We start from the raw sequence: 25,481 nt of genomic DNA on the forward strand, positions 1-25,481 counted from the left end.
CGTGACGGGGCGCCGGAAGAGATCGTTCCGGGGGCGGGGGCGAGGGTCTTTACGGCACGAGTCGAGACCTCGCCCGGAAGCGTTGGGCGGGATCGGTTCCGGAGGCCGGGACACCACCGTGCATCCGAAGCGCCTTGCCGAGACTGCTGTTTGACGATCCGGAAGCCGGTTATTTCCCCACTACACCAGTCCATCGATGTGGAGAATCGGTAGTAGCCATGATTGTATTCATCGGGTTGATCGTTCTGTTCGCCGCGCTGGTCGTCGGAATCGCCGCAGCGTTGGCCAATTCCGGCGACACGCACGTGCTGGCGAGCGAATTCACCGTCTTCGGAGCCCATTTCACCCCCACTCAGAACGAACTGTTCGCCGCCGGTGCCGCGGTCGGCGCCGTCGGTATGCTCGGCCTGGGCGTCGCCCTGAGCGGCGCGTTCTCTTCCGCGCGCCGGCATGCGGAGGTACGCCGCGAGCTGCGGCAATCGCGCCGCGAAATAACCGCCACGCGCAAGGATCTCGCGAAGACTCCGTCGGCGCAGCCGGGCGTCGCGCAGACCGCGCCCGCGCAACCGGCGGCCACGCCCAAGCCGCGGCTGCGTAATCCCTTCACCCGGCGCGGAACCGGGATGTCGCGCACCGCGCAACCGCAACCCTGATCACCACACACGCGAGGAAGCCTGGAATGCGCTGAGCTTCAGCGTATTCCAGCCTTCTTCGCTGTCCGGACTCACGCGAGGGTCCAATCGGTCGGCGGGTTCAGCCGATCGCGCAGGATGGACGCTCCTGGACCGGATAGGTCGTCGCAGTAGGTGATTCGGCCGGCCATCGCCATGGTCAGTGCGATCGTGCTTCCGACGACCAGCGAACCGGCCCCGGTCGCGAAGGGGCCGTCGGTCGCCTCCAGCCGCAACCTCTCGATCCTGCTGCGGCTGGACACGGTGAAATTGCGTCCGGCGTAGAAGCGGGCGACCACGGTGGCGGCTTTCACGGACGGCGTGCCGGACAGTCCGAGGGGCCGGCGGATGTCCTGCGCGTGGACCACGACCTCGCCGAGCCAGGCCGCGGTATGTCCCGAGGGTGCGAGCGTGCTGGTGGCGACGGCTCGGAACCGCGCCAGAGTTTCAGCGGGGGTCGCGCCACGATGCTCGGCGAGTCGCCGATCGTTGTGCTTGTCGAAGTCGAACCGGGCGCCGAGCACGCTCCGGAGCCAGCGAAACCGGCCGATAGTGGCCGCTGCGGTGAGGTGGGCGACAACATCGGACACCGTCCATTCCCCGCACAACGTCGGCCTATCCCACTGCTGCTCGTCCAAGCCGGCGAGATCATCGGCCAACGCTGTCCGTTCGGCCCGGACCATTGCCCAGATATCCTCGCGAGCGATCCTGTTCGACATCCACGACCTCCAGTCCGGGTGCCCGCGCCGCTGAGCCGCGGTGACCCCGCAGGGCGGACGAGCGTTCCCACTGCAGACGAAGAGGCGGGCGCGAATTCATCGGCTCGGCGGTTGCGAGAACCGGCGATGTGCGGCCGAAACCGTCGAACATCTCGTCTCCGAACCGTGCGGCGCGTCACGAACGCTGCACGAACCTGAGGTAGAACGCGGCGAACACCAGCACGATCCCGACATTCACCAGCAGCCGTGGCCAGAAATGGTGCCTGAAGAACAGCACATCGACGCCTACCACGACGGCCACCAGTGCGAGCACGTAGACAACGACGGTCGCCTGCCTTCCCATGACCTCTTTCTACGCCGAGTAGCGGCCGTGGAAGACGATTTCGAGCAAGGCGGCTTCACGAGTGATCCGACCCCCTCTGCTTGGCCATCGGCCCTGCGATCGGTCGTGACCGTAGCCCGTCGGGGTGAACCCGCACGCGATCGACGACAGTCTGACAGCTAACCAGAGGCATGCGTAGTGGAATCGGTTCCCGGAGCGTGCGAAAGCGTTGTGGTCGCGCTGCGCTCGAACTCCGCCACGAGTTTGCCGAGAATTCGTAGTCGAATGCGTCGCAAGCTGGGATTCACCGTTTCGGGGCGGCGAAATCGTCATTCGATCGTCGCCCGTGAATTCGTCGTTTCTCCACTGTCCGGTCCGAGTTGGAGCTTAAACTACCTCAGCCGCAACGTGTGCGACTATGTGAGAGGGTCGGGAAAACTCGAAGAGAAACACCCGGGAGGTGTGAAATGCCGGAGACTGGTTATCGGCGCAGGTCACGTCCAATGTTGATTGCGAGTATGTTGCCGCTTGCGGTCTTTTTAGGCACGGGAGTGGCCACTGCATCTCCCGGCGAACTCGTTCTCACCCCGGCCGACGCTGTGCGGGCGCCCGCTGCGCCGCCGCTGGCAGTGGATTGGCAAACGCTGGCGCACGAGGTGCGGGGGTTACTTCCCGTGCCGCTGCCGCCCGCCGAAGGTCCTGTCGTCCAGGACAATTCGGCTGTCGCCCCGCAGAACGCACCCGGTGACGACGGTTCGGCCCCGGCTGTGACGGCGGACGGCCCGGCCGTCGCCATCGCGGCAGCCGCCGTTACGGACAGGGCCCCCGCCGACCCGGCGGCCCCGATCGCGGATGCGCTGCCCGTCGAGGATCAGCATCCGATCGAGACGTTCTGTGAACAGGTTCCCGCCGATCCTGATCGATGCGCCGCCACGGTTGTCGATGCCGGGGTCGGTGCGGCCATCGGCGCGGGCATCGGCGCGGCGGTGTCCGCGCCCCTCGCGATCCCCGCCGCGGCGCTCGGCGCGGCGGCCGGATTCGTCGTCGGTATCCCGTTCCTGCCGACCGGCCTGGTGGCCGGCCCGCTGATCGGCGCGGCCGTCGGCGCCGCTGTCGTCGCCGCACCCGCCGCCGCGCTCGGTGGGGCGCTCGGCGCGGCGGTCGGCACGATCGTCGGGATCACCGCGCCTCTCCCGCCGAAAGCGACTCCCACCGATGCGCCCAGCCCCGCAGATGCATCCGGTCCCGCGGCGACATAGCGCACGGACACCACGTCGTCCCCATCCTGTCTCGGTCTTCGCGACTGCGAGGCGATAAGGGATGTCGTCAGCCGGAAGGTCGTACGTCATGCCAGAGATCGTCGGCGGGTTGCGGATTCCCGATACTGCGGCGGTCGCCGAAGCGACCCGGCTCATTCGGGAGGCGACCAGCCCGCTCATCTACCACCACTCCAGGCGGGTATATCTGTTCGGCCTGATCCACGCCGACAGGCTCGGCCTGACGCCGGATCCGGAACTGTTGTACCTGGCGGCCCTCTTCCACGACCTCGGCCTGCTGACCCCTTCTCCGACATCGTCCAGCGTTTCGAGGTCGACAGCGCGGATCATGCGCGCAAGTTCCTTGCGGCGCGGGGATTTTCGTCAGCGGCTGTGGAGACGGTCTGGACGGCGGTCGCACTGCACACCACGCCGGGTATTCCGTCCCGAATGGCGGCAGAGATCGCGGCCACGCATCTCGGCGTCCTCACCGATGTGGTCGGCTTCGGGTTGAACGGGCTGAACGACGACCAGCTGAACGAAATCCTCGCGGCGCATCCGAGGGGGGATTTCAAGAACGAGTTCTTGCGAACCTACGTCGACGGACTCCGGAACCGGCCCGAAACCACTGACGGCACAGTGAATTCCGATGTGCTCGCGCATTTCGTCCCCGGCTTCCGGCGTCCGACGACGGTCGAGAGCATCCTCGGCGCGCCCTGGCCGAGCTGACCCGACAAGCTGCCGCTGCCGAACGGGGATGTCCCGGGAAGGATTCCAGCATGCGAGCGATTACCGTGCGCGACCGTGATTCCGGTATCGCCGGGCTCACCTTGACCGATATGCCCTACCCGCACGCCGCGGAGAACGACGTCGTCGTGCGAGTCCACGCCGCCGGCTTCACGCCCGGCGAACTCGACTGGCCGGCAACCTGGTCCGATCGTGCCGGACGCGACCGGACGCCGACCATTCCCGGACACGAGCTGGCCGGGGTCGTGGTCGAACTCGGCTACGGAACCACCGGTCTCACCGTCGGTCAGCGGGTATTCGGGCCGACCGACTGGGCGCGCAATGGATCGCTGGCCGAATACACGGCGGTGGAGGCCCGCAACCTCGCCCCGCTCGCCGCCGATATCGACTACAGCGTGGCCGCCGCGCTGCCCATTTCCGGCCTGACCGCATGGCAGGGGTTGTTCGACCACGCCCACCTGGCGACCGGCCGGACGGTCCTGATCCACGGCGCCGCAGGCGGTGTGGGCTCGATCGCCGTGCAACTCGCGCGCGAGGTGGGCGCGCACGTGATCGGCACCGGCCGAGCCGGCGACCGTGACATCGTCCTCGGACTCGGCGCACGGGCCTTCCTCGACCTGGACAGCGACGACGTGCGGGATGTCGGTGCGGTGGATGTCGTATTCGACGTCATCGGCGGCGCAATCCTCGAGCGCTCGACCGCACTGGTCCGCCCCGGTGGCACTCTCGTCACTATCGCCATGCCGCCCACGACGCAGCCCAGGGACGGGCGGGCGGTCTTCTTCGTCGTCGAACCCGACCGCGCGCGGCTGGTCGATCTCGCCCAGCGGGTTCGGTCGGGGCGGCTCGAACCCATCGTCGGCTCCGTGCGACCGCTCGCCGAAACAGCGTCCGCATTCGCTCGCCGCCACCGCACACCGGGCCGGACGATCATCCAGGTCGCCGACGAGTAGCAGGGCCCGCAAGGCCAGGATTGACGTATTGACTGGTAGGTCATTTTGCCGCCCTGGTGGTTCTGTCCGTGGTCGCGCCGCGCGAGGCATGGGGGCACGCGGTGATCGTGGCGGTGTTCGCGGTGCTGCTACCGCTGCGCCTCCGGTCGGCACGTCACGGCAGTGTCGCCGCGCTGCGCGCCGTTTGCCTGATCGCGGCCGCACTGTTCCTGGTGAACGTCGTCGAAGCGCTGCTGCCGCACTTCCTCCCCGGATGGATGCGCGTGGAGATGGTGGGCATCGCGGTGTTGATGGCGCTGATGATCCTTCTGGTCGTCCGCGAGCGGATATGACGGCCCTGAATCAGCGCGCCCGGCAACGGCTCAGCGCCGAGGCCCGCCGCCTCCAGTTGGAGACCGCAGCCATCGAGATCGTCGGGCGCCAGGGGCTCGCCGCGGCGACCGCCGACGAGATCGCACGCACCGCCGGGGTGTCGAAAGGCTTGCTCTGGCACTACTTCACCGACTTCGACGATTTGATGGCACACGCTGCCCGGCGCGCGTTCATCTCACTCGAAGCGGTCGTCGCGGCCGACATCGACCTCGACGCCGATCTCGATGATCTGCTGCGCGCGGCGATCCGGCGCGCGGCACAGCTGCCCGCGACGCACGGGGCCGAGCTGCGGACGATCCGTCAGATCGTGCTGAATCTGGGCGCATTCGGCGGCGGTGCCGCCCTCCGCGACCGGGAATACAGCGCCTGGTATGCCCGGCAAGCCGCACTCCTGCGGCGCGGTCAGGACCAGGGACAGCTGCGCGCGGACCTCGACCCGCGGCTGTTGGCGGTGACCTATCAGGGGATGGTCGACAGCATGCTCGACTATCTCGACACTAATCCGGATGTCGACCCCCTGACCTACGCCGACCATGTCGCCGATGTCCTCCTCGCCGGGATCACGCCGCCGGGGAAACGCTGAGTCGTGGCGGCGCCGTCCGCGTCGGATCACGAGATGGCCGCAACTCGGCGGCGCCGTCGAAACCCTCCCCTCGGAGGCCCTCGGCCCACGACCGCGCGTCGATAGTATTGCTGGGCTCGACTGCGAAGCCGCCACCGTGATCACGTCTCATCCACCGATGTCGGCATACCGCGGAAACACCTGTCGCCCCGGGCGATCCGGGGTTCCGAGTTCGAACACAACCGTAGGAGCATCATGAAAGTCTCCGTTATCGGCACCGGACTGATCGGCTCCCAGGTGATCCAGCGCCTCACCGCGGCGGGACACGAGGCGTCCGGGCACTCCCGCTCGACCGGCCTCGACCTGCTCACCGGGCAGGGCCTCGACGCCGCGTTGAGCGGCGCCGAGGTCGTCGTCAACGTGACCAATTCGCCGACCTTCGACGACGCGTCCGTCGACTTCTTCCACACCACGGTGACCAACCTGCTGGCCGCCGCGGAGGCGGCCGGTGTCGGGCACCTCGTGACGCTGTCCATCGTCGGCGTCGATCGTGTGCCGGCCCTGGCTTATTACCGGGCGAAGACCTTGCAGGAGAATCTGGTCGAGGCGGGGCCGATTCCGTACTCGATCGTGCGCGCCACCCAATTCATGGAGTTCGTCGCAGCGACGATGGACGCGACCACCGACGGCGACGCCGTGCACCTGCCCGCCACCTCGATCCAGCCCATCAGCTCCGCGGAGGTCGCCGCCGAGGTCGCGGAGGTGGCCACCGCCGCACCACTACGGGGCATTCGCAACATCGCCGGTCCGGATGTCTTCCCTCTCGACGAACTCGGCCGCATCACACTCGACGCCACCGGCGACCATCGCCACGTCGTCACCGACAACAGCGCGGGCCTGTTCGCCGCGGTCGAAGGCGATGAGCTGACAGCGCCCGCGGACGCCCATCTGGCCCGCACCCACTACCGGGACTGGCTGCGGTCGCACTGACCGGAGGCGCCTGCCGGCTTCGCTGCGGTGATCGGGCTGCCTTCACGTCCGGCCGCAAGGCGATCAGGGTAGCGGGGCCGTCCATGTGAGTCGGGTGCCGGGCCCGCGGGGGCCGGGAGCTTCGGCCGGGCCGTGGCCGAAGCTGCCGCCGGCGTCGTGGGCGCGGTGTGCGAGGTCGGACAATCCGCCGCCGGTGAGGTCGGCGGCGTCCGGGAAGCCGACGCCGTTGTCCTCGACGGTGATGGTGAGGGCGTTGTCGACGGTGATGTCGAGGGTGAGGGTGTCGGCGGCCGCGTGGCGGACGGCGTTGCCGACCGCTTCGCCGACCACGGCTTCGGCATGGTCGGCCAGTTCTGGCGGCACCGCGTCGAGCGGGCCGGTGAAGTGGGTCGTGACGTGCAGGCCCGCGGGCTCGGCGTGGCGGCGGATGATATCGGCGATGCGTTGGCGTAGCCGGGTGAGGCCGGCGTCGGCGTGTAGTTCGTAAATGCTGCCGCGAATGTCGGTGATGACCTGTTGCAGTTCGTCGACGGCGTCGGACAGGCGCCGGCGCACGTCGGCGCGGTGGCTGTAGCCGATGGCGCCCTGGAGCGAGAGTCCGATGGCGAATACGCGTTGGATGACGTGGTCGTGAAGATCGCGGGCGATGCGGTCGCGGTCGGCGAAGACGTCGAGTTCCCGGACGCGCTGCTGCATCCGGGCCTGGTCCAGCGCCAACGCCGCGTGTCCGGTGAACCCTTCGCACAGCGCGGCGACCTCGCCCGGATAGGGCGGGTCGCCGGGCGCGCGGCCGCATACCAGCACGCCGAGCGCGGTGGCGCCGGTGCGCAGGGGGAGCAACAGCACCGGTCCCTCCCCGAACAGGGCGCTGTCGTCGGCGTCGAGGCGCGAATAGGCGGCCGACCTGTTGCCATGGAAAACCTGCGCGATGGTGCCGGTGACCGGTATTCGCCGGTCCCGGTGCGAGGTCGGTCCGGACGATTGGGCGATGTGCAGTTCGGTGACGTCGTCGGTGGGGACGTCGGGGTGGGGGTTGACGGCGACCCACGCTCGTTCGGATTCGGTGAGTTCGCGGGCCCGGTCGACCACGTGGCACAGGACCGTTTCGGGGTCGGCCGCGCCGAGGAATTCGGTGGTCAGATCGGAGGTCGCCGCAATCCACCGTTGGCGGCGCTCGGCCGATCCGAACAGTCGCGCGTTGTCGACGGCGATGCCGGCCGCGGACGCGAGGGCACTGACCACGACTTCGTCGTCGGCGGTGAAGGAGTGCCCGCCGGACTTCTCGGTCAGATACAGGCTGCCGCAGTTCTCGCCACGGATCAGTAGCGGCACCCCGAGGAAGCTGTGCATCGGGGGGTGATGGTGCGGGAAGCCCACTGAATCCGGGTGCCGGCCGAGGTCGTCCAGGCGCAGCGGTTTCGGATCGTCGAGTGTTGTTCGCAGCACGCCGAGTCCGCGCGGGAGATGTCCGATCCGCGTGACGGTCTCGGCGTCGATACCTTCGTGGATGAACCGGGCCAGCTCGCCGTCGGGGCCCACGATGCCGACGGCGCCGTAACGCGCTCCGGCCAAGCTCATGGCGGCGTGCACGATCGTGCGTAGGGTGTCGTCGAGATTCAGCGTGGCCGTGACCGCGAGCATCGCCTCGACCAGCCCGCCCATCTGGTCGCGGGCATCGATGACGTCCTCGACACGATCACGGAGCTCGGAAAGGACTGTGTGCAGTCGCAGCTGGGAGACCGCGTGACGCACCGCTGCCTGGCCGGTAGTGGCGCGGTCGGCCCCGTTGCTGCCAGACGGTTCGCCGCCCATGGCGGCCACCTCCCTCACCGACAACCTGTGCCGTGGGATCGAGTGTCGGGACTCCTCTTTTCGAATCGGCGCTGTTTGTAGGCTAGAACGACGCGCGCACCGACGCCAGCGAGAACGCCCGGCGGCTGGGGATACGCGCTGTGATGCCGCCGCCGGGACGGGGGCACGAATGGTCGCGAAGCGCGCGGCGTCAATCGCTATTGTGCCGTCGGCCGGGTGTCGGGCTCGAAGCCGGAATCCGGTTCGCGAACGACGTTGGTGATGATCTCCCCGAAGGCATGCGGGTCGTCGATGAGCCAGCCGTGCCCGCCGGGCACGGTGATCGTGCGGGGGTCGCCCAGGGCGGTCCGCAGCGACATCGACGTGGATTCGGGGATAACCGTGTCTCGCTTGCTCCACACCACGAAGACGGGCAGCCGGCGCTCGGCGAGCGCGGTGAGCTCGGAGGTGAGGTTGGCGGTCCGGGCCAGGTACGCGACTTCCCACACCGCTGTCGGGTTTCGCAGGACGTTGGGCACCGCATCACGCATGATCACCGGCAGGACCCGGGTCAGCTGGCGACCGGGCAGCAGGTCTGCCGGCAAGTGCAGGCCCCAGTCCCACAGCGGACGTTCACGGAGTGCGCGTGCCACCCCGCGGCCGTCGGTCCATGCCGAGCCGCCGATGGAGTTCACGAGTACTAGCCGCTCGGCGAGCTCCGGTAGATCGTGTGCGGCCTGAATCGCGACGCCGCCACCGAAAGAGTGCCCGACCACGGTGACCGGCAGCGGTAGGTCGATCGCCTCGATGAAATCTCCGACCCACCGGGCGTAGCCGGCGAGAGACCGGTCCTCGATCGGCAAGCCGGCGGTACCTCCGAAGCCGGGAAGCGCGGGGGCGAAGACGTGCACTCCCATGCGAACGAGCTCCTCGAGCGGGCGGGTGTAGGCGTATCTCCCCAATCCCCACCCGTGCAGGAAGAGCACGCGGGGACCGTGTCCGCCGGTCGAATAGCGGGCAATACGGCCCTCGACGAGAACCGATCGTGCTCGCAGCCGCGCAGAGCGCGGGTGTTGCCGTGCCTGTGTCCCGGCCGGACGGTCGGGTTGCCGCGGGGCTCGCCACTGGGGCATCGGAACTCCTGACGTCGTCGCGGCGGTCTCGCCGTTCGTGCCTGCGTAACCGGTTACACGTCGTCGCGGTGATGGGGCAAACATCGGACGAAAAAAGAAGCCGCGTCGGATCCAGACTTGTCGAGAGGGCTGTTCGAAAGGAAGGGTGCAACGTCCGCCATGGTCGGGTCACTGGTCTCCGACCGGAAGGACTTTCGTCGGGCGAGGGGCGGTTGCGATGGTGGTTCGCTGCCGGCCTTCTCGCCCCGGCGGAGCATCGCGATGCCCTTCCGTGACCGATAGCTGTCGAACATGGGTCGGTCTGCCCTGGTGCATTCACCCGTGGTGGCGGAGTATCGGCAGGACAGATCGTCGGCAAGCGGTGCGCAAGCCGGCCGCAATCGGTGGGAGGTCATGGCAGTGAAATCAGCTGGGCACAGGTCCTCTGCACGCGAGGCCGAGATCGAGCTCGAGGCGTGGGCGCCGACATGCGAAGGTTGTCTCTGTGAAGCGGTCGACGCATTGGTGGACTGTTTCGTGACCCCGCCCAGGCCGGCCGCCTCCGAAGCGATCGAATGGACCCACATCTCGAACGATCCCGAAGACCTGCTGGGGTACCTCTTGGACTGGGTCGTCTATCACCGCCGCGTCTTCGGCAGGATCCCGGTGACCACCAGCATCGAACGTTCGAACGGCTGGGACATTCGGTTCGAGACCGCCGATCTGAGCGGAAGCGAGGATGCGCTGGAGTCCGTGTACGTACGGACCATCGGCCTGCAATCCGCGCGCGGGGGCTGGCACTGCGATGTATCGCTGGACAGAAGTGTCGAGTCGGACGAATTGGCGTGCACACCCGCTCCGGAAGGCATTCCGCGGATTCAGCACGTCATCTCGAGTGCGCCCGCGCAGCTCGGCTGACCGCGGCCGGGTCCTCTTGTGGCTCACCGTGTTCCGGGGTTCAGCACCCGCTGATTGTGCTTGATATCTCTAGAACCTGTTTCTGGCAGCGATGACGGACCGGTGGTTGATATGCGTGCGACGCCTCCCGATATCCCGCGAGATTTCGACGTCACGCATCCGGATATGTGGGCCCGGCGGCTGCCGGTCGAAGAGCTGGCGGAACTGCGCCGCGCGGCTCCGATCGCGTCGTTGCCGAAAGGCGAATAGTCGCCGTCGAAACCCTCAGGCGTTTCCGCATCGGGCAGAGCTGTCCTCGGCAGGCTCGGGCGCGTGGACGGTGTGCAGGATCCAGTTGCCTCGGGCGCCGGATTTGGCGTCGTACAGGGAGGTGTCGGCCGCGTCGAGTAGCCATTCCGGGTCCTTGCCGACGACCGGTGTGACGACGGCTCCGATGCTGGCGGAGATGTGGAGTTGGTGCCCGCCGACGATGAGGGGATGCGAGAGGGCGCCGCGCAGGCGGTCCGCGACCGCCGCGACTCTCCGGGTGTCGGCCGGGGGCGGGATGAGGGTGACGAATTCGTCGCCGCCGATTCGTGCGACCAGGCATTCGTCGTCTTGCAGGCTGTCGTCCAGGCGACGGGCGACGGCGGCCAGCACCTGGTCGCCGACGCCGTGACCGTATCGGTCGTTGACCTCTTTGAAGTGGTCCAGGTCGGTGAAGCACAGCCCCATCAGATCGTTCTCGCAGGCCGCGGCGATCACCGATTTGAGGGTGTCGAGAAGGTGGCGGCGGTTGGGCAACTCGGTGAGCGCGTCGTGGCGCGCTTGAAAGTGGAGCTGCTCCTGCAGTTGGTGGCGTTCGGTGACGTCCTCACCGATGGCGAGCAGATAGTCCGGCCCGAAGGCGCTCCGGACATAGGTGATCGCGAATGTGGCCCATCCGGTACTGCCGTCCGCGCGTTGCAGGCGTCGTTCGATCTTCGCCGTGCCTGCCCTGGCCGGTACGAGGTCGTCGTAGACCATCGCGCGGATCGCGCCCTGATCGTCGGGGTGGGCGAAGTCGTAGACGCTGATTCCGCGCAGCGAATCGACCGGCACCCCGATCATGTCGGCCAGATGCGGATTGGCTTCCAGCAGAACACCATTGGTGTCGCCGATCGCGATGGCGATGGAAGCGTGGTCGAAGACGAGCCGGAACCGGCGCTGGCCTTCCTCGACATCGTCGGCCCTGATCGCTTCGGCGAGGAAGTGATGGCCGTGGCCGAACGCGACGAGCAGGGCGGCCATGCGCGGGCCGGTCTCGGGGTGATCGCTGAATTCGGTGAGTCGGTGCAGTACCGGGGCGGAAACGACCGGGACCGCGGGATCGGTGAGCCGGGCACCCGCCAGCGCCGCCCCCGCTCGCGATCCGGCGGCCGCGTCGAAGGTCTCCGCGGTCAGACTGGCGTGGAGTTCTTCCAGGAGGCCACACAGAAACGAGATTTCTACAGTGGCGTAGGAAGGGTGAGCGGTGATCGTTGCCAGCGCGCGTTCCCATTGCTGGGCGAGTGCCATGCTCAGATCGTCCACTCCAACTCCCCATGTCCGATGCGCTTCTGCTGCTACTTCGGGTGCCCGGCGATGCTTCCCCCGGCTGGTACTGCTGATCGTGACGCTGCATTCCAAGGTACTGCATGCCCGATTCGTCACGTCATCGGTGGACTGCTCACGCGTGGTGAGCCTCGGCGAATATCGACCGGCCCTTGTAGCGGGAGGTGGCGCATTGCCACACCCAGCTCGCTTGGACGCATTGGTCGAGGTCGTCCGCGTAGGCGGTGACCGCGGTGGCCAGCGCTGGGCTGAGCGCGGGGCAGCGGTCGAGCAGGTCCTGCCGCAGCCTGCGGAAGTCGGTGAATCGCGCGCGCACGATCTGCGCGGCGCTGAGCACGGCGTCGGCCAGCGTCGCACCGGGCGTATTGAGCAGCAGAATCGAGATGAGGTTGAAATCCGAGCGGTCCACGATGACCTCCTTCTCGAAGGAGAAGACATCGTTCATCAGCGCTCCGACTTCGGCGGTGAGGCGTTCCAGCGTGCGCAGATCCTCGGCGAGACCGGCGGCCGTGAGCTGGTCCCAGGGCAGGGCGGTGTCGCGCGCGAATTCGCACAGCTGGATCGCGGGGTACATCCCCGAGACCTCGTTACGCAGGGCGATGTAGTCGTCGACGCTGAGCAGGTCACCTCGCGCGCCGACGTTCTGATCGCGGATCGCCGAGCGCAGGTGGTCGATCGTCGATGCGCGGAATCGCTGCAGCCACACGGGCTCGGCTTGCTCGGTGAGGGTCGCCAGGAATTCGACGGTCGCCTCGACAATGGGCGTGGAGTTGTCCGGCCGGATCCGTCCGGACTCGAATAATCGACACAGATGGTCGACCTCGAGTTGTGCCTGTGCTCGCTCGGCCTCGGACAGGTGGCTGAACTTCTCGCGGCCCACAGTGTCGTTGAGTGCGAACAGGATTGCGTTGTAGACACCGATCGTCGTCATCCGCGCGAGGCTGATCGTCCGCGGATGCAGGTAGGGCGTCATCGAGTTGTAGGCGGCACCACCCCTTTCCAGCCAGATCCGATGCCTGCGGCAGAACGCCTCGACTTGCGCGCACGCTTCGGCGCCGAACCGGTTGGGCCTGAAACTGCTGCAATATCGCGCGATATCGCAGTCGTCGGTGCTGAACAGAGCGCGCAGTGACCATCGATCCCCATGAAGAAGTTCCTGGTACTCGGCGTGCATTGCGGCGATATCCGATTCGATCTGGGGCATGTACTGCACAAACGTCTCCCAATCCGTGAGCGGCATCCGCCGGCCCGAAAGTGTCGCCGGCAGTTGGCGATACCGCGTACCAGTATTTCACCGGAGCAGCTGTGGGGAGTGGGTATGCGAAGCGAACGCATTTCGGAAGCCGACCGAACTGCCGGTCGTGGGACTGCTGATCGAACTGGGAAATTGCCGCGGACCGTTGCGCTTCTGCTGGTGGTCGACGGCCGGCGGCCTTCGGCGGGGAGCGGTCACACGTTCGCCGGCGCCAGCTCCGGCAGCGTCCATGCGCCGGTGAGGATCTCGGCGCGGGGCCGGTACAACCTGACCACGAGGTTCCAGCCTTCGGGGGTGGGGATCGCGTTGGCGACGCTGTCAGGGAAGTCGCCGAACCGGACCGTGACCGATCCGTCCGCGTTCGGCACTCCGGTGATGTTGTTGACGCTGTAGCTGTTTCGCGGATTCTTCTCGAAATAGCCGGCCGCGTCGTACACCGAGACCGACCAGAACCCGTCGACGGGCACCTCGCGTAGCGTGAACTCGTAGTTGCCGGGCGGCAGGTCGGGAACCACGGCGACGTAGGAGGCTTCCTCGCTGGGCAGCCCGCCCCAACCCGCCGCCGTGCCGATCAGATGACGCACCGGGCCGACCTCATCGCGGCGGCCGAACATCGCGTCGAAACCGGTCAGGCCCGCGGCCAGGGTCAGCAGCGCTGTGCGGGTGGTGTCCAGGCTCGCGGTGTCGTAGTGGGGTGAGACGAACTCGCGCGCCGAGCCGGCGGCGAGCGAGAGTCCGTCTTGCAGGGCCGCAACCGCTGCGAGGTCCTCGGCGGAATTCGGGTCGGCGAGGATCCGCACCGCCACCAGGGCGTAGTCGGTGCCGCAGTCGTCGGGCCGCAGTTCGTAGGACCCGGCATCGTGAAAGACCTTGTCGACGTAGTGGTCCTCGCTGACGACCATGGCCGACAGGTAGCGGTCGCCGTGTTCGGGCAGCGTCACGGTCGCGCCCGCGGTGAGGTCGACGACGGCGAAGCTGTAGAGGGTGTCGCGGTTGAGGCGGATCACGGTCTGGCGATCGATCGAGGCCGGTTCCCGGTTGTGCAGGAACGTGTTGATCGCGCCGGCGTCGCGCTGCAGATCGGCGAACATACGATCCGTCTCCGCCCGCACGAAATTGTCGACATCGACATGCACCGCCATCGCTGTACTCCTCACTGTTGCCGACAAGCCCGATACGGTCCCTATTGTGGTCCACGCTGCCCTCTCCGGGCCGCATCTGCGCATCTCCATCCCGCTCGTGTCTCGAAAACCAAGGGCACAGCGCCGGGTCGGTGACAGCGCTGGTCATCGCACTGCCGACCGCACGAACGGCACTGCGCGGCCGGCGCCGACGAGGGGGGGGACTCGTCGGGCCGCTGATGTCAGCGTGGTGCCGCAGCGGCCACAGCCCACTCGCCGAGTGTGAAATGTGTTCCTGTGCGGTGTATTTCGACTGCTCCGGGCCCCGCGAGGTGGGCGGGGGTCACCCATCGCCCTCGCTCGGCGGCGCGTTCGAGGATGCGGCGCCGGGTCGTGGCGGCCTGGGGCGAGGCAGCGGCAGCCGCTGCGCGAGGGCTCGAGCAGCGGCAGCGGGCTGTGGATCAGCAACGGTGCCGATGCTGCCGGGACACGAGGGATGGACCTTGCATAAGGGCGTCAGGGGTTCGTGTGCTCCTGGATGCGGGGGAAGGGTTGTGCGGCTTCGAGGAGGTAGGCCAGTTCGATCAGTGTGCGTTCGTCGCCGTAGGCGGCCGATAGTTGCACGCCGACCGGCAGTCCTTCGGTGGTGCGGCCCATCGGCAGGGAGATCGCCGGGGTGCCGGCGATGTTGTTCAGTGGCGTGTAGCTGACGTAGCGGGTGAGCCGGTCGATCAGCTCCGGGAAGGCGACGGTCGGTGCGAGGTGGCCCAGCGGCGGTGTCGTGTGTGAGAGTACCGGCGACACAACGACTTCCAGCCGGGCGAACATTCGGGCATACGCGGCGGGGATGCGCCGCAACCGGCGCAGCGCCGCCGGCGTTCGGTGCAGGTTGCGGCGGTGCTGGGCGCGCAGTCCGCGGGTGAGTCCGTCGGTGGCGGCCGCGTCGAACGACCGGTCCAGGACGAGCTTGCCCGTACTCACCGCGAGATCGGCCAGTAGCGCCCAGTATTGGATGAAATCCACCGCGAACTGCTCGGTGACCGGGAGTGCGATCGGTTCGACGACGTGCCCGGCCTTCTCCAGCAGGGTGGCGGTGTGCTCGACCGCGGCGCGGGTGGACGCGTCGACCTCGGCTCCGGTGACGCTGTGCATGAGCAGCCCGACCCGCAGCCGTCGTCGTGCCGGGCCGCGGACCTCGCCGATGGGGGCGAGTTTCGGGTTGCGCCAGACATTTTCGGACGCGGCGACGAATGCCGCGGTGTCGCGCACGGTGCGTGTGAGCACGCCCTCGGAAATCATGTGGATCGGCATCCGCCGCGCCTGTTCGCCGTCGAGGTGGCGGCCGCGGCTCGGCTTGAGCCCGACGAGTCCGCCGCATGCGGCCGGGATGCGGATGGATCCGCCGCCGTCGTTGGCGTGGGCGATCGGGACCACGCCCGCGGCGACAAGCGCGGCCGAACCGCCCGACGAGGCGCCGATCGAGCGATCCAAGTCCCACGGATTGCGCGTCGGAGGTTCGGTCATGAATTCGGTGGTGGCATTGAAGCCGAACTCCGGCAGTCGGGATTTGCCGAGCAGCGTCAGACCGGTGCCGAGGAATTGGTCGGCGTAGGCGCCGTTCTTCGCGGCCGGCCGCGCCCGGAACGCCTCGCTGCCGTGGTTGGTCGGCAGTCCCGCCACGTCGGTGTTGTCCTTGACGAACGTCGGCACGCCGTAGAGGGCGGAATCGGAGTTCGAGTGGTAGCGCGGGGCGTCGTAGATCGCGCAGGCGACGGCGTCGAGTTGCGGGTCGACCGCACGTGCTCGCTCGATGGCGGCGGCGGCGAGTTCCCGCGGGCTCACCGAACCGGTGCGGACCAGTTCGGCGAGGGCGACCGCGTCGTGCTCGGCGAGCGCATCGTCGCGAAATGCGTGAAGGGACGTCATGACGGCTGAGTCTAGAAGAATGTACAGACTCAGCCCAGAGGGAAACTGTAAGAAGTTACAGAGATGGCCTAGGGTTGCATCGTGACCGCGCGCCGCCACCGTCCCAGTGCCCTGGCCCGACGCGAAGCCCTGCTCGCGGCCGCTGTCGAGGTCGCCGCGGCCGTGGGCGTGGCCGGGGTGACACATCGCGCGGTCACCGAAAAAGCCGGACTGCCGTTGACCACGGTCGGCTACTTCTTCGACTCGATCGACGCGCTGACCGAGGAAGCGCTGCGGGTCTATACCGACGCCGACGCCGATACCCAGGTCGCGCTCGCCGAGGCGCTGGCCGAGGCGCACAGCACACCCGACGAGATCGCCGCCGCGTTGTCGTCGGCCGCGACCCCGCGCTCGCCGGAGACGCCGGCGCTGTTCGAGGCCTATCTGCACGCCGCGCGGCACCCGGAGTTCCGCGACGCCGCCGCACGGGCGCTCGATGCCGCCCGCCGGGCCGCCGCCGCGGGTGTGCGCGCGGCCGGAGCCCCGGAACCCGAGGCGGCCGCACCGGCGTTCACGGCCCTGGCGCACGGGTTGGCGTTGCACGAGATGGCCGTACCGGGCACGCTGCCGCCGGATTCGGTGCATGCGGCGTTTCGCGCCCTATTTCTGGGATTCCTGCTCGACAACGGTCATGTGGAGCTGGCTCTGCGGCTGCGCCGCCGAGCCCCGGCGGACGATCAGGTGGGCGAGGGCGATCCGTCTTCCGCCGAATCCGAGGCGTGACAACGCCATTCGGTCGCGCGATGGCGAAGTTGGGCCACCGGCTGGTATGAGGGAGCGCCCCCTACGGCGACGTCGTTCGTCCTCGTTACGGTTCACGAGCCCCTGTCCCCGATGCTGCCGCCGATGCCCTGACCCCAGCCCAGTTTTCGGCGACACAGCCTGCTTTCGGCAAACGTTGCCGTCTCGCCGAACGTAGCGATGCCGCCGGGGTGGCGATCGGCCCGGCGGCACCGCAACGGCTTCGCGTAACCGGTCATGCCTTCCGGCTTACGCGCAGGTCGACGCCGGGCAGGACGCCGACCTTACTGTTCTGTTACCCGATCCACCATCGCTAGCAAACCTCCAGCGCTCGAATATCGAGTGGAAACTGCCTGCTGAGTGAAGTATTCAATCGGCGTTTCCCTCACCGTCACTGTCGGGCAACGGCGGGCTACCCCGGTCGAGGACGGTGGCATATCGACATGTCGTGTCCGAGAACGGTGGTGCTCGGGTCGCGGCAGGTCAGCGATGTGGGGTCTTGCGGACCAGATCGCGGCGGATTGGTCCACGCAGGAAGCGAACGACGCGCACCGCTTCGACGTCGAGAGGTACGCACTGGAGCTCGGCTCGAAGGCGACGAGTACGAATACGCTGCATAGCCGGTACTGACGGCCGAGCAGCCGCATAATGCCGGGTGAACCGATTCAACCGTTTACCACTGCGGGAAATCATGGCCGCAGTAGGCTGCTGTCCGTCGCCGGCTCGATGAGGGGAAAGTATGCGCGCTATCGCAATTCGACTCGCAGCGGCCGTAGCCGCCATCGCCGCAGTCGTCACGTCATTGCAGGTTGCGCATGTGACACCAGGTGGTCGAAGCCGAATTCGCCCCGCCGCGGCGCAGTGCAGCCTGGCAGCGACCGCCGGCACCGTCGTACGGACGATCGGTACCAGGATCTATCGGCTCAACGTTCCTGCCGGCTTGGCCGGACACGCGGTGCCGCTGCTGCTCGCCGAACATGGAAATGCCAGCAATGCGGCAGATTTCGAGCAGGTCTCGGGCTGGACTCCTTACGCGTCCGCGCACCACTTCATCGTCGCCTACCCGCAGGGCAACGCGAACAATCTGCCGCTGGATCCCGGTAACGGTCTGGTGGGCAACGATTGGGAGTTTCAGCAGGGCTCGATCGATGTCCGGTTCCTGCGCTCGGTCGTCGCCGACATCGAGGCGAATTGGTGCGTCGACACCGCGCGCGTATACAGCAGCGGCTGGTCCGACGGCGGCATCATGTCACAGCGGATGGCGTGCGACGCCTCCGACGTGTTCGCGGACGTAACGTCCTGGGAGGGCGGCGATCCCACCCTCCCGAATCCGACCCTGCTGATTCCCAGTCCAGGATCGCCCTGTCAACCCGCTCGGCCGATCTCCGTCGGCGTCGCCCAGGGGCAGATCGACCCGATCTCCGATCCGGTAGCCGGTGTGGCCAACGTCGACGCATGGGTAGATCGCGATGGCTGCCCGGTCCCGCCGGCCGAGTCCAAGGACACATTCGGCACGACGACCGGCTACGGACCGTGCCGGAGCGGGACCTCCGTGCAATACCGGGTGGAAAACGGACAGGTGCATCAGTGGCCGTCCGGCGCAGCCGGCGAGGATCTGCGAGATCGACTGTGGAACTTCATGTCTGCCGCCACCCTCCCGTAGGAGCCGAGCGGGCAGTGCGTCGGTCCCCGCGCCCGATGCCGCAGCGGGATTCCGACGCCCGTCATCCGTGGGCGAGGGCGCGGTCGGTGAGGGCGCCGATCGCCGGTCCGAGGGTCTGGGCGTAACTGACCGTCAGGTGATTGTCGTCGCGGAACACCAGAGTATTGCCGACGATGACGGGGCAGCGGCCGGCGGTGCAGAACATCGAGGTGAGATCGGCGTATTGGCCGCCGCCGGCCGTGGTTGCCGCCTGCTCGGCCGAGACACCGGCGTCGTTCACTCCGGCCGGGCGTGCGGGTGCGCATGCGGTGGCATCGTCGAGGTGTTCGGACAGGCACGTCGGCACCGTGGTGTGGGGATCGGGGATCGGCCCGAGAACGAGAACGGCCGAACCGATCGCGCGCAGCTGGGCGACCAGGCGGCCGAGGCTCTCGACCCAGGCTCGATCGTAGGAGACGAAGCCGAAATCGCCGCCGTAGCGTCGGGACATGCCCACCACGATCAACCGTGGGTGTTCGGTTCGCAGCCTGTTCAGCACCTGGCCGCGCCATTGCTCGCATTCGGTGTACTCCCGGTCCAAGTACGGGCTGGTGATGGGCAGGTCCAGCAGTGGGCAGGTGACCTTGGCCATCGTTTCCAGCCGCCAGTGCCGCGCCTCGGCGATCGGCTCGAGCGCCGGATTCCACATCGCCGCATGGGAATCGCCCACCAAGGCCACCGTGGTGGGCGAGTCCGGAGCACCCGAGGCGCACTCGCCCTGGCCGACCTCGCGCCACGACCGGACACAACCATTGGTGAACACGTCGGCCTTGTCGCCGGGCGCGCTGTCCAGTGAGGGGGTGAGATTCGATGGAACAGCACGGATTTCGGCCGAGGCGGCGACCGCTGCTTGCGCTTGGGCCATCAGCTGCCGCACCGCCTCGTCACGGGGGTCGGCGGCGGGTGCGGCCGAGTCCCGGGGCGTGGTGAGTACGAGGGACGGTGCCGCCACGCCGTGCCCGACCGGGGCGGGAACGAGCACGAGCAGCACGAGCGCCACACTCGCGGCGAGTGCGGTGCAGGCGCCGCCGCAGGCTAGGCTGCGCCCGGCCGAGTTCCGCAACGGCGCCGCGAAGCGGACCGGATTCTCGACCGTCCACTGGGTCAGCAGGGCAAGCCCGCCGGCCATCACGAGCGCACCGAATGCGCCGACTCGCCCGAGCGGGTGGCCCAGCATATGCGGTGCCAGCAGCAAGACCGGCCAATGCCACAGGTACCAGGTGTAGGACAAGCCTCCGATCGCCCGTACCGGACCGCGGGTCAGCAGTCGGCCGACCCCGAAACGCGCTCCGGCACAGCCGGATACGATCATCAGAGCGGTGCCCGCGACGGGGATCAGGGCCGCGCTGCCGGGATAGGGGGTCCTGCTGTCGAACTGGGTGCAGGCCACCACGACCAGAACCAGACCGATCCATCCGGCCGGCGCGGCCACCGACTGCGGCAACCGGGACCACACGACAACCGAGAGCGCGACCAGGCCGCCGGCGGCCAACTCCCACGCCCGGGAGGGCAGCGAGAAGAACGCCCACGGCGGCAGCGTGCCGGTCCAGATCAGTGAGATCGTGAACGAGAGCGCGGCGACAACCGCGAGGGTGATCAGGTAGGGAAGTGCAGTGGCCGATGCGGTGCGGCGGCGCCGAACGAGCCACGCCGCCGCGACGATGAGCATCGGCCACACCAGGTAGAACTGTTCCTCCACGCCGAGTGACCAGAAGTGCTCGAACGGCGAGGGTGGCTCGCTCGCCGCGAGGTAGTCGGTGCCGCGCAGGGCGAGCCGATTGTTCCCGACATACAACGCGCTGGCGATCCCGTCGCCGAGGACCTGGCGCGCCTGCAGCGGCGGCAGCAGCACCGCCGCGCCGATCGCGGTGGCGACCACCACGATGCCCGCCGCGGGCAGCAGCCGGCGAGCGCGTGCGCCGTAGAATCGGACCAGCCCGATGGTGCCGCCGGCCCTTACCTCCCGGCACAGTATTCCGGTGATCAGAAATCCGGAAATTACGAAAAAGACGTCCACCCCGACAAATCCACCGCTGATCCCCGGAATTCCCGCATGGAACAGCACGACCGCCACGACAGCGACTGCTCGTAACCCCTCGATATCGGGCCGAAATCCCTCCCCGGGCTGCGATGCATGGTGAACCCGGTCTGCCTGCCGATTTGCCAACCCGCTCACGGCCGTGTCCGTCATGTGCAGCATTGTGGTGGATCGGCTCGGTCGTGACGTGCCGACGTGCCGTTTCCGTGGCCGACGAATTTGCCGTGCCCGGTGTGCCACTTATGGTCGAATCAAGCGGTTTTCGCGTCGCGGAATTCTCTCAGCGGATTCGTGTGGCGATGTTCGTGGCGTCGCTGCTGGCGACATCCGGTTCGGTCATGGCGAAGGCCGGCGGGTTTCAAGACGCCGAAGTACGTCGTCGTCTCGCCTCACCTTGCCGGAACCGAGAGTGAGAGGGACCGGACCGACGGCAGGTGGCTCGTGCGGGTCGGGCCGTGATCGTTGTGCTTCGCGGGCCCGGTCAGCTCGTGCGTCCGGCATCGGCTGTTTTCGGGCTGAGTGCATCGATGAGGTTCCATCGCAGAGCGGTGGTGCAATCGACCCGCTCGCCTGTCAGCATCATCCAGGCCGCCCGCCATCGCCCGATTCGCCGCGGGATACTGACCGTTCCTCCGGCGCCGGGTACCAGACCCATTTCGATTTCGGGCAAGCGGAATACGGTGCCTTCCTCCGCCACCAGTCGCCCCGCGAACGCCGCCATTTCGATACCCGCACCGATACACGCGCCTTGCGCGTAAACAGCGAAACGTTCTCGATGCCGGTCGATGATGCGCCACGGGGCGCGTTCCAGTCGCACCAGGTAGGCAGCTACCCAATCGGTGGCGGTGCCGAATTCATCGAGGTCGCCTCCGCTGCAGAACACCGGTCCTGCCCCGCGAATGTTCACCCGCTCGATAGTGGGGTCGAAATCTGCCATTCGCAGCGCGTCGAGCAATTCCTCGCGCAGCTGGAAGCTGAGAGCATTGCGCCGGTCCGGGTTGGCGAGTTCGACCGACAGGACGTCGTCGGATCGGTCCATCCGGACGAGGGGGTGCTCCGGTCGTCGGGTAGTTCGGGGCCGGTTCCGGTTTCCGAGCCAGCGTGCGAACTCCTTGCCGCTCAACAACATCGAGTAAACCGCTGCCTCGGCTGCCAGACCGGATGTGGTGTCGGAGATCGACGTCTGGCGGAGGAGGCGCGCCAGAGCAACGCTGGCGCACGGGCTGTAACGAACGGCGTCCTCGAGGCGGCGAAGCGCATCGTCGAGGTCCGCGCAGTCCACCACGGCGATATGGTCGGACGGCACTTCGGAAAGTGTGAGTGTGGCGGCCCGCAGCAGCGGTTCGAGTCTCGGGGTCGGCGCTTCATGCAGAACGCCGATCGTGATGCGCATCGAATCGGCGATCGCCGTTGCGGCGTGGTGGATCTGTTCGTCCGTTCGGGTTTCCCATGTTTCGAGCGGAATGACGGCTACGGGGTTCGCCGGCGAGCCGTCTGTTCCGAGCTCGAGTTGCAGCAGGTTCATGCTCACATCGGGGTCACCGCACATCACCCGTACCATCCTGGCATGCGACGGCTGGGCGCTGTCGGTGGGTCTCCGCGGCAGGTTCTACGATCGCACGATGGTCTTTCCGACGCTACCGGCCGGTCGACAGCACGATCATGTCGTGGACTGGGCGGAAAGCGGCGTAGTCGCATTGACCGGGCATCGGGAAGGGCCGTGCATCGTCCCGCCGGGGTATGCGGCTTCGCGAGGACGTCGGTTGTCGGAACGGGTTGGCTCCGTAGCCCGCAGCACCGGCCGGGAATTGGCCATCGACGGCGCGCACATGCTCGCGGAACGGGCGGCCCTGACCGACGGTCGTCGACGGGGAAGGGTGCCCATCGGCGGAGCCGGTCGGCTTCTTCGCACAGCCGATGGGTGGGCTGCCGTCGCCTGCGCTCGTCCTGACGATCCGGCCTTACCGGGCGATGGTGTGCCGGTGAGCGAGCCGCAGGCACGACGACCTTCGGCCGAGGCCCCGGAGCCCGGTGCCGACAGGTTCCGAGTCCTGCGTTCGCCGGGGACACGACCATGACGGTGATCGTCATCCGCAATGCGGAGGTGCGCGGGCAAACCGGTCTCGATCTTCGAGTGCGCGGATCTCGTCTCGAGCAGATCGGGCGTGGCCTGTCGACTTCGGATGCGCAGGACGTGATCGATGCGCGTGGCGGCGCGGTCATACCGGGCCTGCACGACCACCACCTCCACCTGTACGCCACGGCAGCCGACGCGGCATCGGTGCATTGCGGTCCGCCCGAGGTGTGCGACCGGCAGGAGTTGGCGGACGCGCTTGCGATGGCCGCGGGCGATGAACACGGATGGGTGCGCGGAGTCGGTTATTTCGAAAGCGTCGCAGGAGATCTCGATGCGCGCGCCATCGACGCGCTGCACCGCGACCGCCCGGTTCGGATCCAGCACCGCAGCGGCGCGATGTGGATTCTCAATACAGCTGCGCTCCGACAGGTTCGGATCACCGCTGCCACAAGGCATCCCGGCGTCGAACTCGATGCCGCCGGTGAGCCGACCGGCCGGATCTGGCGTGCCGACTCCTGGCTTCGCGACCGGCTCCCGGCGGCCGGCCCGCCCGATCTGCACGCGCTCGGTGCGAAGCTGGCTCGAAAGGGGATTACCGGCGTCACGGATGCGACACCGGACCTGACGCCGGGTTCGCAGACCGCGCTTACGCAGTCCGTTGCCACCGGCGAGCTTCCGCAACGGTTGCATCTACTCGGTGTTCCTTTGAATGCTGTTGTGCAGCAGGAAAATTCACGGGTGAGTGTCGGGCCGTACAAGATCGTGATCCCTGATTCGGGTCTGCCGTCGCTGGACAACCTGGTCGAGAGGATTCGCTGTGCACACGGTCACGGCCGCGCCGTGGCCGTGCACTGCGTGAGTCGCGAGGCGCTGTTGCTGTTGCTGGCCGCCATGGAAGAGGCAGGCGGTCGGGCAGGAGACAGGATCGAACACGGGGCTCTCATTCCGGTCGAGAGCATTGCCGACATCCGCCGCCACGGCTTCAGCGTGGTGACGCAACCCGGCTTCCTACGCCATCGCGGGGACGACTACCGCCATACGGTCGACGCTGCCGACCTGCCGGACCTCTATCGGTGTCGTTCTCTCGTCGACGCGGGTGTGCCGTTGGCGCTGTCCAGCGACGCGCCATACGGTCCCATCGACCCATGGACGGTTATCGCTGCTGCGCGGGACCGAGCCGGCGCGACCGGAGCTCCCCTCAACATCGCCGAGCACTTGACAGCCGGTGAGGCTCTGCGGGCATACCTGGGCTCGCCCGACGATCCCGGTGGCCTCCCGCGCCGCCTTCGTGCCGGCGCACCCGCAGATCTGGTCGTGCTCGAAGTGCCGCTCGCTCGAGCCCTGAGTGCGCCCACGGCCGACAACGTCCGAGCCACCGTCATCGACGGTCACATCTTCTGGCGAACGACCTGATCGTAGGAAAGCCCACTCGTGGGAGGCTGGGCCGCCGCGGCGGTGAGCGCTGTGCTCGGAGTGGGCGGAGCGCTCCTGCTACTGGCCGTCTTCTGGCGCCCAGCCCGCTCCTGACCGGGCTTCAGCCTTGGCCGGGAGCAAAAACCGGCGGGCGGTGTCCCTCACTGGACGGATCACGCCTTGTTCGCGGTGCCTGATTCCGCCAGTAACGCGTGCAGGCCGCTGATGATCAGATTCATGCCGAACTCGAACTCGTCGTTGTCGTCGAGTGTCGACTCGTCGAGGCCGCGGGCGAGATTGGGCGGCTCGTCCGCTACGGATCGAGTCAACTGGCCCCGGAGGCCTCCGATGAAGCCTCGTTCGTGAACGCTGGCTTCACGGAGGCGATCTGCGTGTATCGCGCGGCGGGTGTAGAGCGAAAGCGAGTTGTAACCGAGTAGAGCCTGTTCATGAGTGAAGCCGGCACCGACGAGCACTCCCGCGATCTCATCAAGGTGTCGCAGGGTCGGCTCTATGTGATCGGTGGAACGAGCGAGTTCCACGCGGACTACGATGAAGTCGCACAGGACCGGGTCCGCCTCCAGGACATCACGGAACACTCTGAAATAGCGTCGCAGAATCTCGTCCCACCGGCCGGACAGGTCTACCTCGGTAAGCTCGGCGAATCGGATGAAGGCTGCGCGCGACATCGCTTCGAGGAGCTCGTCCTTGCTCTTGAAGTACCAATAGATACTGGTAACTCCGACCTCCATGAAACTGGCGAGCTGTGGCATTGTGAGCGCATCCAGCGACTGCTCGCGACAGAAGCGAAAAGCCTCCGCCAGGATGTTGTCAGCCGTGATCGATCCGTGGCCGGCGCTCGCGCTTTGTCGCTGCCTGTGCCATGGCCTTCCGTCCCGGCCCTACGATCGGCCCGTTTCGAAGCTGGTTATACGGTATCTCATACCGTAATGCGTCGTAAGCCCTGTAGCTGCGCTGGGGCCGCGTTTCGATCTTGCCGGTATTACGGATTCGACTCGAAAACCGTTGCACGACTGTGCGATCGGGCGCAATCGTGCAACGGTGCCGGTATGTCCGAACGGGCCGATGGCGCACCGACGTGACGTCGGCCGATGCTTCGAGCTGACGGCGCTGCGCCTTCGAATCCTTTATGTCGGCGGCGCCGCGGACGCCGGTCAGAAGGG

Annotated in this window: 23 protein-coding genes and 1 pseudogene; 13 read left to right on the forward strand and 11 right to left on the reverse strand. The window is 67.5% G+C overall.

Features of this window, described 5'->3' with window-relative positions; translation table 11 throughout:
• The first annotated feature begins 218 nt into the window (after positions 1–218).
• Positions 219–653 (forward strand): hypothetical protein, encoded by a 435-nt coding sequence (locus C5E41_RS02915; protein ID WP_104374296.1) that lies wholly within the window; start codon positions 219–221, stop codon positions 651–653.
• A gap of 71 nt (positions 654–724) precedes the next feature.
• Here C5E41_RS02915 and C5E41_RS02920 read toward each other — a convergent pair whose 3' ends face one another.
• Positions 725–1,390: a maleylpyruvate isomerase family mycothiol-dependent enzyme gene (locus C5E41_RS02920; RefSeq protein ID WP_104374297.1), complete on the reverse strand. Its 666-nt coding sequence runs from the start codon at positions 1,388–1,390 to the stop codon at positions 725–727.
• Between the two features lie 175 nt (positions 1,391–1,565).
• Positions 1,566–1,733, reverse strand: a complete 168-nt coding sequence (locus C5E41_RS33640) for a hypothetical protein (RefSeq protein ID WP_181063068.1) — start codon at positions 1,731–1,733, stop codon at positions 1,566–1,568.
• Between the two features lie 530 nt (positions 1,734–2,263).
• Between C5E41_RS33640 and C5E41_RS02925 the strand changes: the two genes are divergently transcribed.
• The 6 genes and pseudogenes from C5E41_RS02925 to C5E41_RS02945 all read left to right on the forward strand — a co-directional run bounded on the left by C5E41_RS02925 (position 2,264) and on the right by C5E41_RS02945 (position 6,592).
• Positions 2,264–2,971, forward strand: a complete 708-nt coding sequence (locus C5E41_RS02925) for a hypothetical protein (RefSeq protein ID WP_146097451.1) — start codon at positions 2,264–2,266, stop codon at positions 2,969–2,971.
• An 88-nt stretch (positions 2,972–3,059) separates the two neighbouring features.
• Positions 3,060–3,697 (forward strand): annotated as a pseudogene (locus C5E41_RS02930) (HD domain-containing protein).
• A gap of 50 nt (positions 3,698–3,747) precedes the next feature.
• Positions 3,748–4,668 (forward strand): NADP-dependent oxidoreductase, encoded by a 921-nt coding sequence (locus C5E41_RS02935; protein ID WP_104374299.1) that lies wholly within the window; start codon positions 3,748–3,750, stop codon positions 4,666–4,668.
• Positions 4,669–4,736: 68 nt separating this feature from the next.
• Positions 4,737–5,000 carry a hypothetical protein gene (locus tag C5E41_RS33645; RefSeq protein ID WP_181063069.1) on the forward strand — a complete coding sequence of 88 codons (264 nt, stop codon included), beginning with the start codon at positions 4,737–4,739 and terminating at the stop codon, positions 4,998–5,000.
• Positions 4,997–5,623, forward strand: a complete 627-nt coding sequence (locus C5E41_RS02940; protein ID WP_181063070.1) for a TetR/AcrR family transcriptional regulator — start codon at positions 4,997–4,999, stop codon at positions 5,621–5,623. The genes C5E41_RS33645 and C5E41_RS02940 overlap by 4 nt, the downstream gene beginning before the upstream one ends.
• 234 nt (positions 5,624–5,857) lie before the next feature.
• On the forward strand, positions 5,858–6,592 hold the full coding sequence (locus C5E41_RS02945; RefSeq protein WP_104374301.1) for an SDR family oxidoreductase: 735 nt from the start codon (positions 5,858–5,860) through the stop codon (positions 6,590–6,592).
• Between the two features lie 63 nt (positions 6,593–6,655).
• Here C5E41_RS02945 and C5E41_RS02950 read toward each other — a convergent pair whose 3' ends face one another.
• Both C5E41_RS02950 and C5E41_RS02955 read right to left on the reverse strand, forming a co-directional pair.
• Complete coding sequence (locus C5E41_RS02950; protein ID WP_104374511.1) at positions 6,656–8,404, reverse strand: sensor histidine kinase; 1,749 nt, start codon at positions 8,402–8,404, stop codon at positions 6,656–6,658.
• 197 nt (positions 8,405–8,601) lie between these two features.
• Positions 8,602–9,516 carry an alpha/beta fold hydrolase gene (locus C5E41_RS02955; protein WP_104374302.1) on the reverse strand — a complete coding sequence of 305 codons (915 nt, stop codon included), beginning with the start codon at positions 9,514–9,516 and terminating at the stop codon, positions 8,602–8,604.
• 393 nt (positions 9,517–9,909) lie between these two features.
• Here C5E41_RS02955 and C5E41_RS02960 point away from each other — a divergent pair, with 393 nt between their 5' ends.
• Together C5E41_RS02960 and C5E41_RS33650 are read left to right on the forward strand one after the other, a co-directional pair.
• Positions 9,910–10,413: an archease gene (locus C5E41_RS02960; RefSeq protein ID WP_181063071.1), complete on the forward strand. Its 504-nt coding sequence runs from the start codon at positions 9,910–9,912 to the stop codon at positions 10,411–10,413.
• A 111-nt stretch (positions 10,414–10,524) separates the two neighbouring features.
• The gene (locus C5E41_RS33650; RefSeq protein ID WP_181063072.1) at positions 10,525–10,662 is read left to right on the forward strand and encodes a hypothetical protein; all 138 of its coding nucleotides are present in this window, start codon (positions 10,525–10,527) and stop codon (positions 10,660–10,662) included.
• Positions 10,663–10,677: 15 nt separating this feature from the next.
• Here C5E41_RS33650 and C5E41_RS02965 read toward each other — a convergent pair whose 3' ends face one another.
• From C5E41_RS02965 to C5E41_RS02980, 4 genes are all read right to left on the reverse strand, one after another.
• Positions 10,678–11,964: a sensor domain-containing diguanylate cyclase gene (locus tag C5E41_RS02965; protein WP_258080698.1), complete on the reverse strand. Its 1,287-nt coding sequence runs from the start codon at positions 11,962–11,964 to the stop codon at positions 10,678–10,680.
• 136 nt (positions 11,965–12,100) lie between these two features.
• Positions 12,101–13,225, reverse strand: a complete 1,125-nt coding sequence (locus C5E41_RS02970) for a terpene synthase family protein (RefSeq protein ID WP_258080699.1) — start codon at positions 13,223–13,225, stop codon at positions 12,101–12,103.
• A gap of 209 nt (positions 13,226–13,434) precedes the next feature.
• Entirely contained in the window at positions 13,435–14,382 is a 948-nt protein-coding gene (locus C5E41_RS02975) for a DUF1214 domain-containing protein (RefSeq protein WP_104374304.1), read from the reverse strand.
• 495 nt (positions 14,383–14,877) lie between these two features.
• Positions 14,878–16,287, reverse strand: coding sequence for an amidase (locus tag C5E41_RS02980; protein WP_104374305.1), 1,410 nt, complete (start codon positions 16,285–16,287; stop codon positions 14,878–14,880).
• A gap of 81 nt (positions 16,288–16,368) precedes the next feature.
• On the opposite strand from C5E41_RS02980, the gene C5E41_RS02985 reads away from it, so the two are divergent.
• The gene (locus C5E41_RS02985; RefSeq protein ID WP_104374306.1) at positions 16,369–17,049 is read left to right on the forward strand and encodes a TetR/AcrR family transcriptional regulator; all 681 of its coding nucleotides are present in this window, start codon (positions 16,369–16,371) and stop codon (positions 17,047–17,049) included.
• Between the two features lie 835 nt (positions 17,050–17,884).
• A complete protein-coding gene (locus C5E41_RS02990; RefSeq protein ID WP_181063073.1) occupies positions 17,885–18,730 on the forward strand; it encodes an alpha/beta hydrolase family esterase in 846 nt (281 codons plus the stop codon).
• Positions 18,731–18,791: 61 nt separating this feature from the next.
• Here the strand turns inward: C5E41_RS02990 and C5E41_RS02995 are convergent, their stop codons facing one another.
• Complete coding sequence (locus C5E41_RS02995) at positions 18,792–20,969, reverse strand: acyltransferase family protein (RefSeq protein ID WP_439956347.1); 2,178 nt, start codon at positions 20,967–20,969, stop codon at positions 18,792–18,794.
• Between the two features lie 44 nt (positions 20,970–21,013).
• Here C5E41_RS02995 and C5E41_RS33170 point away from each other — a divergent pair, with 44 nt between their 5' ends.
• Positions 21,014–21,220: a hypothetical protein gene (locus C5E41_RS33170; RefSeq protein ID WP_146097452.1), complete on the forward strand. Its 207-nt coding sequence runs from the start codon at positions 21,014–21,016 to the stop codon at positions 21,218–21,220.
• Positions 21,221–21,288: 68 nt separating this feature from the next.
• On the opposite strand, the gene C5E41_RS03000 is transcribed toward C5E41_RS33170, so the two are convergent.
• A complete protein-coding gene (locus tag C5E41_RS03000; protein ID WP_219823082.1) occupies positions 21,289–22,356 on the reverse strand; it encodes an enoyl-CoA hydratase/isomerase family protein in 1,068 nt (355 codons plus the stop codon).
• Between the two features lie 525 nt (positions 22,357–22,881).
• Between C5E41_RS03000 and C5E41_RS03005 the strand changes: the two genes are divergently transcribed.
• The gene (locus C5E41_RS03005; RefSeq protein WP_104374308.1) at positions 22,882–24,297 is read left to right on the forward strand and encodes an amidohydrolase family protein; all 1,416 of its coding nucleotides are present in this window, start codon (positions 22,882–22,884) and stop codon (positions 24,295–24,297) included.
• Between the two features lie 173 nt (positions 24,298–24,470).
• Here the strand turns inward: C5E41_RS03005 and C5E41_RS03010 are convergent, their stop codons facing one another.
• Positions 24,471–25,139 (reverse strand): TetR/AcrR family transcriptional regulator, encoded by a 669-nt coding sequence (locus C5E41_RS03010; protein ID WP_308706027.1) that lies wholly within the window; start codon positions 25,137–25,139, stop codon positions 24,471–24,473.
• Positions 25,140–25,481 lie beyond the last annotated feature (342 nt).

The organism is Nocardia nova (assembly GCF_002933465.1).
GTDB lineage: Bacteria > Actinomycetota > Actinomycetes > Mycobacteriales > Mycobacteriaceae > Nocardia > Nocardia nova_B.

What these genes read in the sequence shown, in the direction of transcription:
- C5E41_RS02915 (WP_104374296.1), top strand. Translation starts at nt 219, where the DNA reads ATGATTGTATTCATCGGGTTGATCGTTCTGTTCGCCGCGCTGGTCGTC.
- C5E41_RS02950 (WP_104374511.1), bottom strand. Translation starts at nt 8,404, where the DNA reads ATGGGCGGCGAACCGTCTGGCAGCAACGGGGCCGACCGCGCCACTACC.
- C5E41_RS03005 (WP_104374308.1), top strand. Translation starts at nt 22,882, where the DNA reads ATGACGGTGATCGTCATCCGCAATGCGGAGGTGCGCGGGCAAACCGGT.
- C5E41_RS03000 (WP_219823082.1), bottom strand. Translation starts at nt 22,356, where the DNA reads ATGTGCGGTGACCCCGATGTGAGCATGAACCTGCTGCAACTCGAGCTC.
- C5E41_RS02955 (WP_104374302.1), bottom strand. Translation starts at nt 9,516, where the DNA reads ATGCCCCAGTGGCGAGCCCCGCGGCAACCCGACCGTCCGGCCGGGACA.
- C5E41_RS02970 (WP_258080699.1), bottom strand. Translation starts at nt 13,225, where the DNA reads ATGCCGCTCACGGATTGGGAGACGTTTGTGCAGTACATGCCCCAGATC.
- C5E41_RS02980 (WP_104374305.1), bottom strand. Translation starts at nt 16,287, where the DNA reads ATGACGTCCCTTCACGCATTTCGCGACGATGCGCTCGCCGAGCACGAC.
- C5E41_RS02920 (WP_104374297.1), bottom strand. Translation starts at nt 1,390, where the DNA reads ATGTCGAACAGGATCGCTCGCGAGGATATCTGGGCAATGGTCCGGGCC.
- C5E41_RS33650 (WP_181063072.1), top strand. Translation starts at nt 10,525, where the DNA reads ATGCGTGCGACGCCTCCCGATATCCCGCGAGATTTCGACGTCACGCAT.
- C5E41_RS02935 (WP_104374299.1), top strand. Translation starts at nt 3,748, where the DNA reads ATGCGAGCGATTACCGTGCGCGACCGTGATTCCGGTATCGCCGGGCTC.
- C5E41_RS02945 (WP_104374301.1), top strand. Translation starts at nt 5,858, where the DNA reads ATGAAAGTCTCCGTTATCGGCACCGGACTGATCGGCTCCCAGGTGATC.
- C5E41_RS02960 (WP_181063071.1), top strand. Translation starts at nt 9,910, where the DNA reads ATGGCAGTGAAATCAGCTGGGCACAGGTCCTCTGCACGCGAGGCCGAG.
- C5E41_RS33640 (WP_181063068.1), bottom strand. Translation starts at nt 1,733, where the DNA reads ATGGGAAGGCAGGCGACCGTCGTTGTCTACGTGCTCGCACTGGTGGCC.
- C5E41_RS02995 (WP_439956347.1), bottom strand. Translation starts at nt 20,969, where the DNA reads ATGCTGCACATGACGGACACGGCCGTGAGCGGGTTGGCAAATCGGCAG.
- C5E41_RS02940 (WP_181063070.1), top strand. Translation starts at nt 4,997, where the DNA reads ATGACGGCCCTGAATCAGCGCGCCCGGCAACGGCTCAGCGCCGAGGCC.
- C5E41_RS02975 (WP_104374304.1), bottom strand. Translation starts at nt 14,382, where the DNA reads ATGGCGGTGCATGTCGATGTCGACAATTTCGTGCGGGCGGAGACGGAT.